This window comes from Micromonospora sp. NPDC050397 (assembly GCF_044901685.1).
Taxonomy (GTDB): Bacteria; Actinomycetota; Actinomycetes; order Mycobacteriales; family Micromonosporaceae; genus Micromonospora_G.
Genome location: NZ_JBJDPS010000026.1, coordinates 29,810 through 47,890, shown reverse-complemented (window position 1 = coordinate 47,890; position 18,081 = coordinate 29,810). Strand labels below are relative to the sequence as shown.

General features: G+C 70.5%; 16 protein-coding genes and 1 pseudogene. 8 read left to right on the top strand and 9 right to left on the bottom strand.

The features are described 5' to 3' along the window. The first annotated feature begins 2 nt into the window (after positions 1-2). Complete coding sequence (locus tag ACI2K4_RS35510) at positions 3-302, top strand: hypothetical protein (RefSeq protein WP_404517534.1); 300 nt, start codon at positions 3-5, stop codon at positions 300-302. A gap of 43 nt (positions 303-345) precedes the next feature. Here the strand turns inward: ACI2K4_RS35510 and ACI2K4_RS35505 are convergent, their stop codons facing one another. Further along, positions 346-1,110, bottom strand: coding sequence for an SDR family NAD(P)-dependent oxidoreductase (locus ACI2K4_RS35505; RefSeq protein WP_404517533.1), 765 nt, complete (start codon positions 1,108-1,110; stop codon positions 346-348). Between the two features lie 257 nt (positions 1,111-1,367). Here ACI2K4_RS35505 and ACI2K4_RS35500 point away from each other — a divergent pair, with 257 nt between their 5' ends. After that, on the top strand, positions 1,368-1,778 hold the full coding sequence (locus tag ACI2K4_RS35500) for a VOC family protein (RefSeq protein WP_404517532.1): 411 nt from the start codon (positions 1,368-1,370) through the stop codon (positions 1,776-1,778). A 34-nt stretch (positions 1,779-1,812) separates the two neighbouring features. On the opposite strand, the gene ACI2K4_RS35495 is transcribed toward ACI2K4_RS35500, so the two are convergent. Further along, on the bottom strand, positions 1,813-2,625 hold the full coding sequence (locus ACI2K4_RS35495; protein WP_404517531.1) for an SDR family oxidoreductase: 813 nt from the start codon (positions 2,623-2,625) through the stop codon (positions 1,813-1,815). A 122-nt stretch (positions 2,626-2,747) separates the two neighbouring features. Then, positions 2,748-3,704, bottom strand: a pseudogene (locus ACI2K4_RS35490) (LLM class F420-dependent oxidoreductase); the annotation flags it as partial. Positions 3,705-3,833: 129 nt separating this feature from the next. Here ACI2K4_RS35490 and ACI2K4_RS35485 point away from each other — a divergent pair. Next, positions 3,834-4,679 (top strand): DUF1028 domain-containing protein, encoded by an 846-nt coding sequence (locus ACI2K4_RS35485; RefSeq protein WP_404517530.1) that lies wholly within the window; start codon positions 3,834-3,836, stop codon positions 4,677-4,679. A gap of 21 nt (positions 4,680-4,700) precedes the next feature. Here the strand turns inward: ACI2K4_RS35485 and ACI2K4_RS35480 are convergent, their stop codons facing one another. Genes ACI2K4_RS35480 through ACI2K4_RS35470 form a run of 3 tightly spaced genes read right to left on the bottom strand, consistent with a single transcriptional unit; the run spans position 4,701 to position 6,770 of the window. Beyond that, on the bottom strand, positions 4,701-5,942 hold the full coding sequence (locus ACI2K4_RS35480; protein ID WP_404517529.1) for an RNA polymerase sigma factor: 1,242 nt from the start codon (positions 5,940-5,942) through the stop codon (positions 4,701-4,703). Further along, positions 5,939-6,334, bottom strand: coding sequence for a YciI family protein (locus ACI2K4_RS35475; RefSeq protein WP_404517528.1), 396 nt, complete (start codon positions 6,332-6,334; stop codon positions 5,939-5,941). The genes ACI2K4_RS35480 and ACI2K4_RS35475 overlap by 4 nt, the downstream gene beginning before the upstream one ends. A 34-nt stretch (positions 6,335-6,368) precedes the next feature. After that, positions 6,369-6,770: a VOC family protein gene (locus ACI2K4_RS35470; protein WP_404517527.1), complete on the bottom strand. Its 402-nt coding sequence runs from the start codon at positions 6,768-6,770 to the stop codon at positions 6,369-6,371. Positions 6,771-7,382: 612 nt separating this feature from the next. Between ACI2K4_RS35470 and ACI2K4_RS35465 the strand changes: the two genes are divergently transcribed. Then, positions 7,383-8,816: a hypothetical protein gene (locus ACI2K4_RS35465; protein WP_404517526.1), complete on the top strand. Its 1,434-nt coding sequence runs from the start codon at positions 7,383-7,385 to the stop codon at positions 8,814-8,816. Positions 8,817-9,075: 259 nt separating this feature from the next. Here ACI2K4_RS35465 and ACI2K4_RS35460 read toward each other — a convergent pair whose 3' ends face one another. Further along, positions 9,076-9,432 (bottom strand): hypothetical protein, encoded by a 357-nt coding sequence (locus tag ACI2K4_RS35460; RefSeq protein ID WP_404517525.1) that lies wholly within the window; start codon positions 9,430-9,432, stop codon positions 9,076-9,078. A gap of 140 nt (positions 9,433-9,572) precedes the next feature. Then, positions 9,573-10,454 carry a phosphatase PAP2 family protein gene (locus ACI2K4_RS35455; RefSeq protein ID WP_404517524.1) on the bottom strand — a complete coding sequence of 294 codons (882 nt, stop codon included), beginning with the start codon at positions 10,452-10,454 and terminating at the stop codon, positions 9,573-9,575. A gap of 146 nt (positions 10,455-10,600) precedes the next feature. Here ACI2K4_RS35455 and ACI2K4_RS35450 point away from each other — a divergent pair, with 146 nt between their 5' ends. Then, complete coding sequence (locus tag ACI2K4_RS35450; RefSeq protein ID WP_404517523.1) at positions 10,601-11,263, top strand: DUF3159 domain-containing protein; 663 nt, start codon at positions 10,601-10,603, stop codon at positions 11,261-11,263. 344 nt (positions 11,264-11,607) lie between these two features. Here the strand turns inward: ACI2K4_RS35450 and ACI2K4_RS35445 are convergent, their stop codons facing one another. Beyond that, entirely contained in the window at positions 11,608-14,505 is a 2,898-nt protein-coding gene (locus tag ACI2K4_RS35445; protein WP_404517546.1) for a glycoside hydrolase family 48 protein, read from the bottom strand. 1,061 nt (positions 14,506-15,566) lie between these two features. Here ACI2K4_RS35445 and ACI2K4_RS35440 point away from each other — a divergent pair. The 3 genes from ACI2K4_RS35440 (at position 15,567) to ACI2K4_RS35430 (ending at position 18,045) form a co-directional block, all read left to right on the top strand. After that, complete coding sequence (locus ACI2K4_RS35440) at positions 15,567-17,069, top strand: GH1 family beta-glucosidase (RefSeq protein WP_404517522.1); 1,503 nt, start codon at positions 15,567-15,569, stop codon at positions 17,067-17,069. A gap of 152 nt (positions 17,070-17,221) precedes the next feature. Next, positions 17,222-17,344, top strand: coding sequence for a hypothetical protein (locus tag ACI2K4_RS35435; RefSeq protein ID WP_404517521.1), 123 nt, complete (start codon positions 17,222-17,224; stop codon positions 17,342-17,344). After that, a complete protein-coding gene (locus ACI2K4_RS35430; RefSeq protein ID WP_404517520.1) occupies positions 17,341-18,045 on the top strand; it encodes an adenylate kinase family protein in 705 nt (234 codons plus the stop codon). The genes ACI2K4_RS35435 and ACI2K4_RS35430 overlap by 4 nt, the downstream gene beginning before the upstream one ends. Positions 18,046-18,081: the final 36 nt, after the last annotated feature.

Genomic DNA, 18,081 nt, shown 5'->3' with positions numbered 1-18,081 from the left:
CCATGCCGCTGCCCACTCCCCTGCTCCTGTCCAAGGCGCTGCGTCTGCTCGACCGGGGCGAGGCGGCACGGGCCGAAGCGGTACTCCGGGACGCCCTGGCCGCCGGGGAGGTCGACAACGACGCCGTGACCAGGATCGTCGCCCTGTGTTGTCTCGGCGAACTGTTGGCCCGGCAGGGTCGGCCCGCCGAGGCCGCCACGATGCTCCAGGCTTGCCTGGCCACGCCACTGCGGGACGATCTCGACGACGTCTGCGCCGACGAACGCGCCCGTGCGCGCGACCTGCTCACCAGCTTGTCCTGATCGAGCCCGAGCAGCCCGGTGGTGACCCCACCGGTCGGCGTCGTCAGAGGTGGATGCCGCCGGATGTCTCGACGCGCTGCCCGGTCACCCACCGGTTGTCGTCGCGCAGCATCGCGGCGATCGCACCCCCGGCGTCGTCGGCGACCGCGATCCGGCCGAGCGCGGTCAGGCCGGAGAGCTGCCGCTGGATCGCCGGGTTGTCGCGCAGCAGGCCACCGCTGAAGTCGGTGGCGACGGCACCCGGCGCGACGGTGTTGACCCTGATGCCCCGGGGTCCGAGGTCCTGGGCCAGGTAGCGGGTGAGGACCTCGACGGCACCCTTGGCCGCGCTGTAGACGATGCGCTGCGGCACGTAGAAGCGGGTCATGGCGGACGAGACGTTGACGATCGCCCCGTTGTCGGCGAGCAGCCCGGAGAGCTTCTGGGTGAGGAAGAAGACGCCCTTGAAGTACATGTTCACGATCAGGTCGAAGTTCTCCTCGGTGACCTCGCCGAAGGACATCGGGATCTGTGTACCGGCGTTGTTGACCAGGTAGTCGAAGGTGTCGCGGCCCCAGGTCCGGCCGAGTGCGTCGGTGACGGCGGCGACAAACGCGTCGAAGGAGTCGACCAGACCGGCGTCGAGCTGGAGCGCGACGGCCGACACACCAAGATCGTTGATCTCCTTGACCACCTCGGCGGCCTCCCCCGGGTGGGTCCGGTAGGTGAGGATGACGCCGACGCCGTCGCGGGCCAGATGCAGTGCGGCGCTGCGCCCGATGCCACGGTTGGCACCGGTGACGAGTGCGATACGCCCAGAGGAACTCATCGCGGGAGCCTTTCGGGTTGGTGGACCGTCTGGCGTCAATTCCGGTGACGCCCGTGCCTCCACTCTCCGCAGGTTTGCGCGGCGGGCCAGAGTCCCGGTTTTCCTGGGAGTGGCAGGACCATGTTCACCACGCGGGCACTGCCGGCACTTACGCCGCCGGCACGGGCTCGAGCACCACCGGGTACGACAGCACCGACGGCAAGATCGATCAGGAATCGAGAAGTGCCGGCCGGGAGGCCGGAGCTAGCGTGATCCTCATGGACATCACCATTCACACCAGCGTCCTGCCGCACGTCGACCCGGACGCCTCCCTCGCCTTCTACCGTGACACCCTCGGCTTCGAGGTCCGCAACGACGTCGGACAGGGCACGATGCGCTGGATCACGGTCGGCCCCGCCGACCAGCCCAGCACCTCCATCCTGCTGGCGCCGCCGGCCATCGATCCCGGCATCACCGACGACGAGCGCCGCACCATCGGCGAGATGATGGCCAAGGGGACCTACGGGTGGATCCTGCTGGCCACCCGGGACCTCGACGGCACCTTCGAGAAGGTGCAGGCCGGCGACGCCGAGGTGGTGCAGGAGCCGACCGAGCAGCCGTACGGCGTACGCGACTGTGCCTTCCGCGACCCCGCCGGGAACCTGGTCCGGATCCAGGAACTGCGCTGATCCCCGGAGCAGGTGACGCGACCGGGCCTGACGGTCAGCCGGCCGGTTGCCTCGGGACACCCGGCAACCGGCCCGCCGCGCGGCGCATGCCGGCCAGCCAGCCGTCCGGGTCGGCGGCTTTGCGCCGTACGTAACCGGCCACCTCCGGGTGCGGCAGGATCAGGAACCGCTCGTCGGCGAGCCCGTCGACGACGGCCTGTGCGACCTGTTCCGGGCTGAGCACCGGCCCGGAGGCGGCGGTGATCAGGGCACCGGGATGGGCGGCGGCCAGCCCGTCGTGCAGCATCCTGGTGTCCACCCCCTGTGGGCAGAGTGCGCTGACCCGGATGCCCCGGTCGCCGTACGTCACGGCGAGCCACTCGGCGAACGCGACCGCCCCGTGCTTGGTGACCGTGTACGGGGCGTCGCCGACCGCGGTCAGCAGCCCGGCGGCCGAGCAGGTCTGGAGCAGGTAACCGCCGCCCCGGTCGAGCATCCCGGGCAGCACGGCACGGGCGGCGTGTACGTGTGCGAGCAGGTTCACCCGCCAGGCCCGGTCCCAGTCGGCGTCGGAGGCGTCGAGTCCCACCCCGGTGGTGATGCCGGCGTTGGCGCAGAACAGGTCGATCCGCCCGTACCGTTGCTCGACGTCGGCGACCAGGGCGCGGACCTGCGCGGGGTCGGTGACGTCGACGTCGCGCCCGAGCGCGGTCGGCCCGATTTCGGCGGTGATCCGGGCCGCCGCGTCACCGTCCAGGTCGGCTATCACCACCGCGTGGGCGCCCTCGGTGGCGAACCGGCGGGCCAGCGCGGCACCGATCCCGCCCGCGCCACCGGTGACCACAACGACCCGCCCGGCGAGGTCCATCTCAGCCCCCGTCCTGTTCGGCGCGATCCATCTCAGCTTCCGTCCACGGTGGCCGCGGTGGCGCCGGCCGGCGTGGCCACGGTCTCCGGGGTCGCCGCCAGCGGCGCCTGGCCGTGTGTCGGGCCGAGCTGCGCGATCAGGGTCGCGAGCGCGGCAGCGCCGCCGTCGGTGAGTTCCGGGGTGGCGAGCAGGCCGATCACCGGGACGTCCACGCCCGCGTCGACGTACTCGCCGAGCCGGGCGCGGCAGGTCTCGGCCGAGCCGTGCAGCACGAGTGTGTCGATCAGTTCGTCCGGCACCGCCGCGCTGGCCGCCCGCCGGTCACCGGCCGCCCACGCCGACCAGACCGGCCCGAGCACCGACTCGCGGCCGAGCCAGCGGTGGAACTCGGCGTACGCGGGCACGGTCAGGTAGCTCGTGATCATCCTGCGGCCGAGGCTGCGGGCGTACTCGGTGTCCTCGGTTGGGCAGACGAAGATCCGGGCGGCGACCTCGAAGCCTTCCCGCCGGTCACCCAACTCGGTCAGCACCCGGGGCACGTCAGCGGCGGCCAGCCAGTTCAGGATCACCCCGTCGGCCTCTGCGCTGGCCAGTCGGAGCATCCGTGGCCGCAGGGCGGCGAGCAGGATCGGCGGCGGCACGGCCGGTGGCCGGTCCAGCTTGAACCGGCGTACGGCGAAGGTGTCGTACCGCTCGTCGACCGTCTCACCGCGCAGGGCCGCGCGCAGGAACCGCAGCATGTCCCGGGTACGCCGGTACGGCTCGACGAAGTCGACCGCGTTCCAGTCCCCCACCACCACCGGGGAGGAGGAGCCGATGCCGAGCGAGAACCGCCCCGGTGCCGCCTCGGCCAACGCCGCCGCCGTCATCGCCAGCAGCCCCGGGCCACGGGTGAACACCGGCGCGATCGCCGTGCCGAGACGCAGGTCCGGCCGCCAGGCGGCGGCGAGCGTGAGCGGGGTGAACGCGTCCGACCCGTTCACCTCCGCCGACCACAGGTCGGTGAACCCCGCCTCGGCCAGGGCCGCGTAGATCGCGGCGTGGTCGGGCAGCGGCACCCCACTGAACGGCACCGTGATGCCCCAACGTTTTGTCACCGATCGATCGTGCCCGTTCCCCGGGGGTCGGGCAACCTCTTCGGGCGAACACCCCGCGACCGCCCGCGCACCGGGCCGGCGAGGAAGATCGCCAAGTTGTAGCCTCACCGGGTGACGTTCTCGATCGTGGCGCGCTCCGACGACGGCCGCTTCCACGGCGTGGCTGTGGCCAGCAAGTTCCTCGCCGCCGGGGCGGTGGTCCCGGTCGCCGAGGCGAACGTCGGCGCGCTCGCCACCCAGGCGCACGCCAACCTGGCGTACGGGCCGCAGGGGCTGGCGCTGCTGCGCACCGGGCTCGGTGCGGCGGACGTGATCGCCGGGCTGACCGCCGCCGACGCGGGTCGCGCCACCCGGCAGCTCGGGGTGGTCGACGCCGACGGGGGCGCGGCGACGTACACCGGGGTCGACTGTCACGACTGGGCCGGCGGGCTGGCCGGTGACGGCTGGGCGGCGCAGGGCAACATCCTGGTCGGTCCGCAGGTGGTCGACGCGATGCGGGACGCCTGGTTGGGTGGTGACCCCGGCCGCCGGTTCGCGCGGCGGCTGGTCGACGCGCTGCGCGCGGGCGACGAGGCCGGTGGTGACCGGCGTGGTCGGCAGAGCGCCGGGCTGCTGGTGGTCGCCCGACACGGCGGGTACGGCGGGACCAGCGACGTGGTGGTGGACCTGCGGGTCGACGACCACCCGGATCCGGTGACGGAGCTGGGCCGGCTGTTGGACGTACACGTCATGCTCTTCGAACGGCCCGACCCGGCGACGCTGCTGGACCTGACCGGTGAGCTTGCCGCCGAGGTCGCGGCGTTGCTCACGGCGGCCGGGTACGCCCCGGCGCGGCCCGGCGACGCGGGGGTGGACGCGGCGCTGGCGGACTGGGCCGGAGTGGAGAACCTGGAGGAGCGGATGGTGCCGGGCCGGATCGACCCGATCGTCCTGGCCCACCTGCGCACCCGTCCCTGACCCGCCCGGCCCGGCCCCGGGCTACCGCGCGACGCGTGCCGCGCGACCGTGCAGGTAGTGCTGCTCGGGCAGGCTGCTGGTCAGGCGAGCGGCCCGCCGGTAGGACTCCACTGCGCCGGCCCGGTCACCGGCGAGTTCCAGCAGTTGGGCGCGGACCGCGTGCATGCGGTGATGACCGGCCAGTTGGTCGTCACCGGTCAGCGGCTCCAGCATGGCCAGGCCGGCAGCGGGGCCGTGCACCATGGCGACCGCGACGGCGTGGCTCAGCGTGACCATCGGATTGGGCGCCACCTGCTCCAGCAGCCGGTAGAGCTCCACGATCTGGGCCCAGTCGGTTTCCTCGGCCCGGGTCGCCTCGCTGTGCACGGCGGCGATCGCCGCTTGGAGTTGGTACGGCCCGACCGGAGCCTCGGAGAGCGCCCGGCTGATCAGGTCGACGCCATCCGTGACGAACTCCCTGTTCCAGCGGGTGCGGTCCTGCTCGGCCAGCGGAACCAGGCTGCCGTCGGGCCGGGTCCGGGCCGGGCGGCGTGCGTCGGTGAGCAGCATCAGCGCCAGTAGCCCGGCGACCTCGCCGTCGCCCGGCGACGCCCGGTGGACGATTCGGGTCAGCCGGATCGCCTCGCCGGTCAGGTCCGTGCGGTGCAGGCTCGGCCCGGACATCGCGGTGTAGCCCTCGTTGAAGATCAGGTACAGCACGTGCAGGACCACCCGGAGCCGCCGGGACCGCTCCGGCTCCGGCGGCATCCGGAAGGCGGCGCCGGCCGCCCGGATCCGCTGCCTGGCGCGGCTGATCCGCTGCGCCATGGTCGTCTCGGTGGTCAGGAACGCCCGCGCGATCTCGGCCGTGGTCAGCCCGCCGACCGCCCGCAGCGTGAGCGCCACCTGCGACGCCGGGGTGAGACTCGGATGGCAGCAGAGCAGCAGCAGGATCAGGGTGTCGTCCGTGTCCCGCCGCTGCGCGTCCGCCGCCGGTGCGCGCAGCTCGTCGCGTGGGGTACGAGAATGGTCCCGCTCCTCCCGTTGCCGGCCGGCGCGCTCGGCGCGCACCTGGTCGGCCATCCGGCGGGAGGCGACCCTGATCAGCCAACCGAGGGGACTGTCCGGCAGGCCGTGTCCGGGCCACTGGGTCGCGGCGGCCAGCAGTGCCTCCTGGGTCGCGTCCTCGGCGGTCTCGAAGTTGCCATGGTGGCGCACCAGCGCGGCGAGGACCCGCGGCGCCAGGCGGCGCAGCAGGTCCTCGACGGTGTCGCCGTCGGTCACATCCCCGTACCGGACGCGCTCATGATCGGATGCACCTCCACCGCGGCGAACCGGGCGTCCGGAATCCGTGCGGCGATCTCCGCCGCCCGCTCCGGGGTCTCGCACTCCACCACCAGGTATCCGGCCAGTTGCTCCTTCACCTCCTGGTACGGGCCGTCGGTGACGACGGGAAGGTTGTCGCGCACCCGTACGGTGCGGGTGCGCAGCGGGTCGGCCAGAGCGGCGGCGACCAGCAGTTCGCCGGACTCGCTGATCTCCCGGTGCAGGTCGTCGGACTGCCGGGTCAGCGCCTCACGTTCGGCCTCGGGCATCGCCAGGAACTCCGGGTTGCGCAGGAACATGGGATGCTCCCAGTTCTCCGGGTTGCTGTGGATCAGAAGCAGATATTTCACCGAGCCGCCTCCTTCCGGCACACCGTACCCACGGTCACGCCGTTTCCGGCCGCGCCGAGGGCCCGGCAACGCCGACGACGTTGCCCTCGGGGTCGGCGAAGTGCCCGACGGTGAAGTCCCCGGACGCCGGCTCGGGACCCATCAGACGCCTGCCCCCCAGGCTCTCGGCCTGGCGCAGCGCCCGCTCGACATCGGGTACGCCGACGTAGAAGGTGACCCGGCGCGGGTAGCCCTCGCCGCCGCAGACACCGCCGTTGATGCCGTTTCCCCCGCCGGTCGTCCCGCCGTCGACGAAGTGGTAGCCGCCCGGCGCCGCGACCCTCTCACTGGCCGCGTCGCCGCCGTGGAACTCCCAGTCGAACAGCCCTCCGTAGTAGTCGCGCAGCCTCACGGGGTCGGTTCCGCTGATCTCGAAGTGCACCACGGGCAAACCCATGTCCAACCCTCTTCCCGGCTCGTCGGGCACCTCGGATCGGGGCCCTCCCGGCAGAGGTCGGAGCGGACCGGGCACCGATCGACATCCTGCGGGAAAAAGATTTGAGGTGCCGACGTACGCCGTTGGGCAGGACAGGACCGAACGCGCTCGCCCCGAGCCCGGCCGGGTACGGCCTGCCAGGTGAAGCGACGGCTACAACAGGTCACCTGGGACGGATTTCGGCGCCACCACCATGACGGAGGATACGGTCTCGCTGTCGTACGTCGTTTGTCCACCGGTGGCAGGGATCACCCCGCCACCCGCCGTATTGGGCAATACCGAATTTATTCGAATTACGTCGATGGCATCGCGCTCGGGCCACTTAACAGTGGCGCCCGGCGGCGGACCCGCCCAATTCTCTTGTTGTTCACCCCGATGCGTATTCCGGCGGAACCAGGCCCGCCGAGTGAGGGCGATGTCTCCTATCGGAGTTCGGTTACCGCAGTATACGTGGCACGAGAATTCACGGCAGCGACTGTGACGCTCGGCATGGGGAATCGGCAGTTTTCCTCCAGTAGCGTCCGCCGTGCCGTTCGTGGCGGGGGCCACGGACGGGTCCAAGGAGGAATCCAAATGCGCAAAACTACGGCGGCCATGTCCGCGGTCATGCTTGGCCTGGCACTCACTCAGGGCGCCGCACACGCCGCACCGTCGGAGCAGGCCGCACCGCCGCAGCAACCGGCTGGCGCCAATCCGTTCCTGGCCGAGCTGGGAAGTGACGCCGGGGTGGACTACCACGCCTGGACGACGTATCTGAAGTCGCAGTCCGCGGTCAAGGCCAAGGAGCGGCTCACCACGCTGAGCAAGGAGAACTCGTCGCTGCTCAGCGTCGCGAAGGCCACTCCAGAGGTGGTCCGCGAGCAGACGCCGGACCGTACGACCGGACCCGCGAACGCCCAGAAGGTCACCGTCTTCGGCACCGACGAGGGTAAGGCGCCGAAGATCAGCGTCAAGGGCAACCTGCGCGCCGACGACGACCAGGACTTCTACGCGATCCGGTTGCGGGCCGGCGACGTGCTGGGCGCGTCGGTCAGCGGCTCGGCCACCTCGCTGAACATCTACGACTCGGCCGGGCACCTGGTGAAGGGGTCCACCGAAGACCTCACCAGCATCTACCCCGCGTCCTCGCCGTTGCCCGGTGGCGGCAACGCGGCCAACGACCACGTGGCCGTCTACACCGGTTGGTACTACCTCAGCGTGGGGGCCGGTAGCGGCGCCTACGACATCACGGTCGAGGGTTACCGGCCGCCGCTGGAGGGCGCCAAGCCGACCCAGACCCTCTTCCTGGACTTCGACGGCGCCCGGGCCGACAGTGGCCGCAACGGTGGAGGCCGGGTCACGCTCAGCCCGTTCCGCGACTCCATCACCAAGTGGGGCCTGAAGAAGTCGGACGAGAACCGGCTGATCGACGCGATCGTGGCGGAGATCAAGGAGAACCTCCAGGAGGACATGGTCAAGACGGGTCTGAACAAGCGCTTCAACCTCAAGATCACCAACAGCAAGGACGACCCGGACACCTGGGGCCAGGCCAACGTCAGCCGGGTCGTCATCGGCGGCACAAACGAGGAGTTCGGCGCCCACACGCCTCTCCCGATCTTCGGCACCGCTACGGACGTCGATCCCGGTAACTTCGAGACCGAGGAGACCGCGTTCATCCTGATGGACCTGCCCACCGCACCGGCCGGGCCGGTCAACTCGCTCAACACCTACCTCCAGCCGGGCGGCAACAAGATCGCCTTCCTCGGCCAGGCGCTGGGCACCGCGGCCTCGCACGAGGCCGGTCACATGTTCGGCAACTTCCACACCGACGGCACGGACGCGCAGTTCAACGTCATGGATGCCGATCTCTCCACCTACAACGAGCTGTTCGGTGTGGGCAAGGACGGCATCGGTGGCACGGCCGACGACGTGGATGTCGACTTCGGTGAGGACGCGTTCCGTCCGGCCGAGGGTTTCACCGGCATCGAGGACACGATGAACCGGATCAGCTTCGGCCTGACCCGCTGACCCTCCGGTGACCGCACTGATTCCTCGGTGACAGCGCCGTCCCGCTCTTCCGTCGACCCGTCGGCTGGAGGAGCGGGACGGCGCCCGTGGTGACCGGAGGCTCGGATCAAGGCGTCTCACTCGGCTCTCCCTGAACGGACGTCAGGATGAGGCCGGCACCGCCGCCGACATCGTCATCGGAAAGCGGCACCGGCGGAGCCCACGGCACGTGGATCGTACCGATGGTGTTCACGGGGGCGGGCTCAGCGCCCGCCCCGGATCAGCAACCCCTCTCGCTGACCCAACCGTCCCCGTTGTCATCGAACCGGATGTCGAGGATATTGCCGTCATAGACCCATCCGGACTGTGAACTCTCCGCGACCCGGACCCACCACCACTTGTTGCCGTAGCTGTTGTAGACATAGCAGTGGTAGTAGACCCGGGTGCCGCTGGGCGCGTACGAACTCGCGCCGCATTCCGCATAGGGTGCCGGCCTGAATGTGGCCGAGTAGACGTTGATGTACCCAGCGCCTTCGCCGTTCACCCCGTGACTGGGACTCACACACGGCACCGCCTGTGCCGGCGACGCGACCGCCAGGATGCTTGCCGCGGTAGCCAGAAGCGTGACGACCGCCATCACGATCAATTGTCGTGCACGGCCCAACTGTGGACGCATGATCCCACTGCCCTCCGTGTGGCCAACATTTCCGCGAAGGTAGAACATGGAATGGGTGACTGTCTATGATTTGCAGTTTTGTGCAATGGGTCGGCGTCGAGTCAGCCGTTGTGTCGGGGCACCACCCGGTGCACGGTGGTCAGCACCAGCGCCATCATCAGGCTGGCCGTACCGGCGATCCCCACCGCTCCTCCGAAGTAGGCGTCGAAGAGTCGGGGTCGGTTGAGTTCGTCGACCGGGATCACCAGCACCTCGTCGGTGGCGCGCAGCGCGTACGCGGCGACGCCGAGCAGCCCGAGCCCGACCAGGGCGAGCAGGAGGACGGTCCCCCGGTGCGCGTCCTCCCGTTCCACCTGCGCCTGCTCGCCCTGGGTGAGCACGAGCAGGGTTCCCGCGCCGGCCGCCCAGGCTCCGGCGATCAGCAGTGACGCGATCGCGTCACTGGGCCGGTGCCAGCCGGCGGAGAGGGTGGCGACCCCGGCGAGGGCGGTGTATCCGACCGCGATCATCGCGCCCCAGGCGCGGACCTTGGGCGGCAGCACCAGGACCAGTGCGATGGCGACCGAGGCGGCGATGGTGGTGTGTCCGCTGGGCAGGCTGTTGCCGGCGGCGGCCCGTTCCGGGTCGACGCCGAAGTCCGGGCGGTGGATGAGGTATTTCAGCACCTGGGTGGTGACGTTGGCCCCGGCGACCAGCAGGGTCGCCACGATCGCCAGCAGGATCCGACGCCGGATCAGCGCGATGAAGCCGATCACGGTGGTCGCGGCGAGCAGCGAGACGACCGACATGGCGTTCAGGACGGTGCCGACGAGTCCGTCGATCCGGTCCCGGCCGATGCTGTTGCCGGTCAGCGCGACGGTGTCCAGTAGCTGACCGTGCTCGGTGCGTACGGCAAGGTGCCAGAGCAGGACGAACGCCATCACCTGGACAGCGGCCAGCAGCACCAGCCAGACCACCGTCAACGCCGTTTTCCGCCCCTGCATCCGGACACGGTAACGAACCTCGATTTCGGGGCAAGTCGGCGGGCGACCCGCCGACCGTCGCACGGTTGCGGACCGGCGCGTCGGCATCAGGACGGCTCCGCGCCGGGCCGTAAGTTAGGCTGCCCTAAGAGAAGCGGAGGTGGTCGATGGCGCTCGACCGGGACCGTCCGGAGTCCCTCGCCGACCTGCTCGGCGGACGACGCGGCGGGTGGGATGCGACCGTGCCGCCGGTTGCCTTCGGAGCCGGCTGGCTGCTCGGCGGCGGCTCGGTCTGGTACGGCGTACTCGCCGCGCTTGTCGTCGGTGTCGCGGTCGCCGGCTGGCGGTTGCATCGCGGGGACCGGCTCGGTTCGGTTCTCCTCGGTCTGCTCGCCGTCTGCGTCGCCGCGCTGGTCGTGCTGCGTACCGGACGGGCCAGCGACTTCTTCCTGCTGCAACTGGTGTCGAACGCGGCCAGCGCGCTGGCCTGGTTGGTCAGCATCGTGCTGCGCTGGCCGCTGCTCGGTGTGGTCGTCGGTACGCTGCTCGGTCAACGTGGCCGGTGGCGCCGTGACCCGGACCTGCTGCGCGCGTACCGCCGGGGCAGTTGGGTGTGGGTGGGTCAGTACCTGGTCCGGTTGGCGGTCTTCCTGCCCCTGTACGCCGCCGACCAGGTGGTGGCGCTGGTCGGGGCCCGGGTGGTGCTCACCTGGCCGCTGGTGGCGGCGTGCGTGGCGGTGAGTTGGTGGGTGATCCGGCGGACCCTGCCGTCCGACCATCCGGGGCTGCGACACCCGGTCGAACCGACGGTCACCGCGACAAAGAGTTGACCCAGGTCAGGACGACAAACAATCGACAGTTGTCAGCGTTGACAGGACGTTGACCGTCAGCGCGACAGAGAGTTGAGGGAGAGGCCGCCACGGGGGGAGCGGCCTCTCCGTAGAAGACGGTACCGCGCCTTCGGGTAACGCGCGAGCCGGGAAAGCGCTGCCCGACAAGGATTCATCCGTACGGTAGACGGAACCGGGCGGGTGACACCGTGGTGTCACCCGCCCGGGGACGTACACCGGCGGTAACGCCGGGGGTGGTGGGCCGGCCGGTCCGCTGCGTTGGCCGAGCCGGCCGGCCCACCACTGGTTGGCCTGACCGTGGGAATCAGGCCGGTCGGAGAGGGTCAGCCGTTCGGGAAGAGGTTGCCGAAGTCGGCGAACGCCATCGCGATGTCGGACTGGGCCCAGAACCGGTGGTAGTTGAAGGTCGGTGCGGGACCGCCGTCGAGGTACGCCTGCACCTTCGGCCAGTCCGGGTCGTTGCGGTAGAACGAGCGGATGTCGACGAAGCTCTTGCCCGGGGCGATCGCGTCGCCGTTGGGCATCTCCCCGCGCCAGTTCGCCGGCAGGTAGAGGCCCTGGCCGGTGGAGGCGTTGTAGACGTCGTCGAACCGCTGGTAGTCGGCCCGGGTCTCGGTGGTCGTGATGCCCTTCGGCCCGGCGTGCGCGTACATGGCGTCGATCAGGCCCTTGGCGGTGCTCTTGGCCGCCGTGTTACCGGACTTGGCCGCGTACCACATCAGGGTACGGGCGTACGCCGCGCCGACGCCGATGTCGGTGCCGTGGCTGATCACCTCGACGTGCAGGTTGTTGTTGGCCTGCGGCGGGTTGGTCCAGGTGTTCGGCGCACCGGTCCAGCGCATGTCGGACGGGATCTGGAAGTTGCCGCCGGTGCCGATGGTGGTGTTGGCGATCGCCCACGGCACCCACTTGTCCAGGATGGACTTGGCCCTGGTGTCGCCGGTGACGTAGTACAGCTCGGCGACCCGCTGCAACGACCAGACCTGCATGCCGAACCACTGGTTGCTGCCCGGGTCCTCGTAGACCGGGTGGTCGTCGTAGAACATGCCGTAGAAGGTCGGCGTACCGGCCGGCGGCTGGGCGTACGAGCCGTTCCAGCTGTTCGTCGCGCCACCGGCGATACCGCCCTCGGCCGACTGCAACCACTGGTAGAACTCCAACTGCCGGGTCATGCTGTTGGTCCAGTCCGCCGCCGCGGTCGACGAACGCGGTCGCAACTCCGGAACGTTGGTCAGGGCCCAGGCGGCGAACGGGTTCTGGTAGCCGAAGTGGTTGTGGCTGGAGCCGATCCGCCAGGACCAGCCGGCGGCCGGGTCGGTCGCGCCGCCCCAGGCGTAGTACCAGGAGAGCAGGTAGTGCGCGGAGTCCCGGCCGGTGCCGGCGGGGCAGGTGCTGGCCCCGACGCAGTTGCCGATCCGCTTGAAGTACTTGTCGAACATGGCGTAGCGCAGGTAGTCGCCCATCTTGGCGGCCTTGGCCACGGTGGCCGCCACGTCGGCCTGCTTGCCCTGTGCCTTTGCCCAGGTCAGCGCCCAGTACGCGGCCTGGATGGCGCGCGCGTCGGCGTCCGGCGCGTTGGTGTACTTCCACTGCCTGGCCGGCGCGTTCGCCTCGGTGATGGAGATGTCCAGGTAGCCGTTGGGGCCGCCGTGGGCGAAGGTGTCGCAGGACGGCTGCGGCACGGTCTCCCAGACCGACTCCTGCGGACCCCGCTGGAAGGTGTTGATGTACGCCGGACGGGTGGTGCCGTCACCGCAGCGGCCGAAGCCGTACGTGTTGTCGACGTCGAGCAGCCAGTGCATGCCGTAGATGTCGCCGGTGCCGTACGTCGACTGGAGTTCGTTGCGCAGCGGATCGGTGCCGACCGACACCGAGGGTTGTAGCTGCGACGGGTACTGGCTGGGCAGGTTGAACTCGGCCGCGTACTGCGGGGTGCCGGCCACACCGGCGGTCGCCTGGTCGTTGTGCGACGGGATGATGTAGCGCTCCATCACCGTCCAGGCGTTGTTGAACGGTGCCCAGTTCTGGGTGGCCCGGCCGTACTGCGCCTCGAGCCAGATCCAGAAGCTGAACGCCTCGGAGGTGGTCTCGTGCCCGTGGTCGGGTGCCTCGACGATCAGCGTCTCGATCGAGTGGTACGGCACGCCCTCGGGGCTGAAGTAGCCGGAGTTCTTGATTTTGCCGTACTGCTCCAGGAAGCGGGCGGTGTAGACGTTGTTGCCGCCGGGGGCGTCGTTGTCGATCTCGGTGGCGACGATCGCCAGCGGCGCGTACCCGGTGGCCGAGGCGGTGATGGTGGCGGTGCCACCGGCGGTGTCGGTGTCCTCGGCCGCGGCGACGGTGACGTTCACCCCGGTGTTCCAGTTGGCCGTGGTGAGGGTGACCGTCGCGGGGGTCACGGTGACGTCGGTGTCACCGGTGCGGGCGAGGCTCACCGGTACGTTGCCCGACGGCGCGGCGCTCAGCCTCAGGTTCACCGAGGCGCTGCTGCCCTCGTTCACGTTGACCGAGGTCGGGGTCGCCACGAGTACGGGTCCGCTGCCCTGGGTGACGGTGAAGGCCCGTTCGGCGGTCGCGGTCAGGTTCGCGTTGTCGTACGCGCGGGCCTGCACGGTGTAGCTGCCGGCCGGCAGGTCCTCCAGCAGATAGCTGTACGGCGCCGTGGTGTCGGTGTTGACCAGCAGCCCGTTGCGGTAGAACTCGACCCGGGCGACGGTGCCGTCCGGGTCGCTCGCCGTCGCGGTCAGCGGTACGTCGGCCGGGGCGACGAAGGGTCCGGCCGGGATGCTGAGGCTCACCGTCGGCGGCTGCGGGGTGGTGGTTCCGCCGCAGGTGACGCCGTTGACCGAGAAGGAGGTCGGCTTGGCGTTGGTGCCGGAGTAGGAACCGTTGAAGCCGATGCTGGTGGAGGCGCCGGTGGCGAGGTTGCCGTTCCAGGACATGCTGGTGGCGGTCACCTGGTTGCCGGACTGGGTCCAGTTGGCCGACCAGCCCTGGGTGACCCGCTGGTTGCCGGGGAAGGCGAAGCGCAGGGTCCAGCCGTTGACCGGGTCACCGGTGTTGCGGATGGTGACGTTGGCGCTGAACCCGTTGTTCCAGTCATTGGTCGCGTAGACCACGTCGCAGGCCGGCGCGGCCTGGGCGGCGCCGGGGACGACGACCACGCCTAACGCCGCCAGCACGCCGGTGGCGAAGATCGCCACCCGGCGTCTTCTTGCGATGAGCTTCATCTGCTGACTTCTCCTCGCGGACCAGGCCGAGGCGGTGCGTCTCGGCTGGGCGCCTCCGTGCGCGGTAGGTGGGGGTGCGCATGGGGTGGGAGGCGCCGGGGAAGGTGGTCGACCCGTCCCGGACCGGGGTCGGCGATCGACGGCAGGGCGCCGGACGTGGCGGCTGTCGTCGGTGTTGGGCGCCGTACCGAAAATGTCGGATGCCCTCGGCGGCCCGCGGTCGGCGTGGCTCCCGTGCCGCGATAATTCGACAGTCTTCCATGGGAGCGCTCCCGCAGCAAGTCGGAAGCCGCATCGGTCCACTGGAGACAGACCCCCGGCCGGATTGACCTGCGAACCGCGTGATCAAGAGAGGCACATCGGCGTTACATCGACGTTGGTGCGATGTTTCGATCTTGTTTTGGGTCTTTCACAAACCCGTGACGCGGGATACAGTCCAATCAACGTCGATGGGAGCGCTTCCATCGATAACGGTGTAAGTGATTGACCATATCGCACCGCTGGAGCAGACGTGGACGACCGGCACGCCGGGATTCCACGGACCTCCGATCAACGCGCCACCCGGTGCCCCCGGATGACGCGGACCGCTCAGCCGTGGGGCTGACGGCGGGCCAGCCCGGACTCCGCCGCCAGCCGACACCACCGTCGAGAGGAGGTGGAACCAGAGCCACTCGCGTGGCCCGGCTCCCGCGCGACACGCACGACCTGGACGCCATTTCCGTTCGTGCGTGTGTGTAACTGATGGTGGGGACGGGGGTTGCCCTCCCCGTCCCCACGCTATACCCCCTTCGCCAAGGGGGAAATAGGTCGACAGGACAGGCGCGCCGCGCCGCCCGGTCGACCTGTTGCGTGCCTGGCGCCGAAACCAGTTCGGGCCCCGGACCCCGACGGCGTGGTCACCGGTACGTGGGCGCGGGCGACGGACGAGGCCCAGCCCGAGGTCTTTCGCCAGCCGAACAACCCATACGCAAACCACCTGGGCAGCCGCTACCTTGTGATGGGAGCGCTCCCGGCGAAGGCGGATGGGCCCCACACACGAGGAGACAAGCCATATGTCCGTACTGACCCGGCGCCACCTGCTGCGCCGCGCCGCGCTCTCCGCCAGCGCCGCGACCGCGGCCCGTGTAAGCGCGGGCGCGTCGACGACGGCCGCCGTCGTGGGGAGCGCCGCCCTGGCCAGCGCCTGCGACCCCGACCCCGAGTCCGACCCGAACCGCGTGCCGGAGCCGGAGAGCCGGCTCGGACTACGGTTCCCGGACGGTTTCGGCTGGGGCGCGGCCACCTCGGCGTACCAGATCGAGGGAGCGGCCAAGGAGGACGGTCGGGGCGAGTCCGTCTGGGACACCTTCAGCCACACCCCGGGCAAGACCCGGGGCGGGGACACCGGCGATGTCGCCGTCGACCACTACCACCGGTACGAGACCGACCTCGACCTGATGCGCGAGCTGGGGCTGCGGACGTACCGGTTCTCCATCTCCTGGTCCCGGATCCAGGCCGACGGCACCGGCACGCCCAACCAGCGCGGACTCGATTTCTACCGGCGGCTGGTCGACGGGCTGCTGGCCCGCGACATCGCCCCGATGGCCACCCTCTTCCACTGGGACCTGCCGCAGTCGCTACAGGACGCCGGCGGCTGGGAGTCGCGCGAGGTCGCCTACCGCTTCGCCGAGTACGCCGACCACGTGTTCCGCGCCCTCGGCGAGAGCGTGCCGGTCTGGCTCACCATCAACGAGCCGAAGACGGTGGTGCAGAACGGCTACCTGCACGGCCACCACGCCCCGGGCCACCGCGACCCGGCCGCCGCCTACCTCGTCGCCCACCACCTGCAACTCGCCCACGGGCTGGCCGTCTCGGCCCTGCGCGCCGCGACCGCCAAGAGCCGGATCGGGCCGGCGCTGAACCTGCACCCGTGCTACCCCGCCGTCGAGGGGGCCGAGGCGGAGGCCGCGACCCGGCTCTACGACGGGTACGAGAACCGGCTCTACCTGGACTCCGTCTTCAAGGGCAGCTACCCCGTCGACGTCCTGGACGACCTCGGTCCGGACAGTCGCATGGTCAGGGCGATCCGGGACGGCGACCTGAAGATCATCTCCGCGCCGGTCGACCTGCTCGCCGTGCAGTACTACACCCCGATCTACGTCACGCCCAGCGGCGGCACCGTACGCAGGTGGCCCACCTCCGAGGCGACGTGGCAGCAGATCTACCCCGACGGCATGTACGACATGCTCACCCGGATCCAGCGCGACTACGGCGACGTACCGCTGACCATCACCGAGAACGGACTCCCCACCGCCGACACCCTCGACGGCGACACCGTCGACGACCCCGGCCGGATCACGTTCCTGCGCGACCACCTCGCCGCCGCCCACCGCGCCATCGCCGCCGGGGTGCCGCTGGAGAGCTACCACGTCTGGTCCCTGCTGGACAACTTCGAGTGGAACGAGGGGTACGAGCAGCGCTGGGGCCTGATCTACGTCGACTACCCGACCCTGCGCCGCATCCCCAAGCGCAGCGCCCACTGGTACCGACGCGTGATCGCCGACAACGGGATCTGAACGTCGCGACGGGTGCGGGCGGGACCCGGCTGCGGGACCCGCCCGCACCCGGTCGTGGACGGTGCGACACTGGGCCTGGCCGCCCTGGGCGAACCGGCACCCCCGGCTCAGGCCGGGTCGACGCGTCGGGCGAGCACGATCCTGGGGAGAGCATGGGCTCAGCGTTCGAGGCGAGCGGTCGGCTCGCCGCCTTCGGCGAGACGGTGGACGTACCCGGGTGGCGGGCGGAGCGGCCCGAATTCCCGCTTCCCGGCGACAGTGACCACGGGCGATGAGCCCGCTCCTGGTCGGACCGACGCGCCTGGCCGTCCTCGGACCACCCGGTTCGGACAAGGACATCGTGACCGAGCTGGTCGCCGCGCGTCTCGGCCTGCCCGCGATCAGGCTGGACGTCATCGCCAAGGCCGCGATCCGGGCAAAGACCCCGGCCGGGATCCAGGCCACGCGTCACATGAGCGCGGGCGAACTCGTACCGCGGGCGGTGGTGCTCGGCCTGGTCCGGGACCGTCTCGCCCAGCCCGACGCCGGCCCCGGTTTTGTCCTCTGCGGGCTCCCGAACCTGGCGGTCCCCGCGACGGCACTCGACAGCATGCTCGCCGAACTCGGCGCGCCCCTCGACCGGGTGGTCGACCTGGTCCTGACCGACGCCGAAGTCCTGCGTCGGCTCACCGGACGACGGATGTGCCGGGCCTGCGGCACGGTCTGGCACACCGGATCCGCTCCCCCGGCCCGCCCCGGCGTCTGCGACCGCTGTGGCGGTGAGCTGCCCCAACGCTACGACGACAGCCCCGAGCGCGTCACCGGGGGCCTGGCGTCCTACCGACCCGCGACCGCACCGGCGCTCGACCACTACCACTCACTCGGCAAGCTGCTCTCCGTCGACGCGACCCCACCACCGACGGAGATCGCCACCGCCGTGGTCCTCACCCTCGTCAACCCACCAGCTCGTGATCGCGAAGGCTTCGGCTCGTCATAGCCGGCCGGACTCTTCGCGATCACGGCTGTCGTCCGT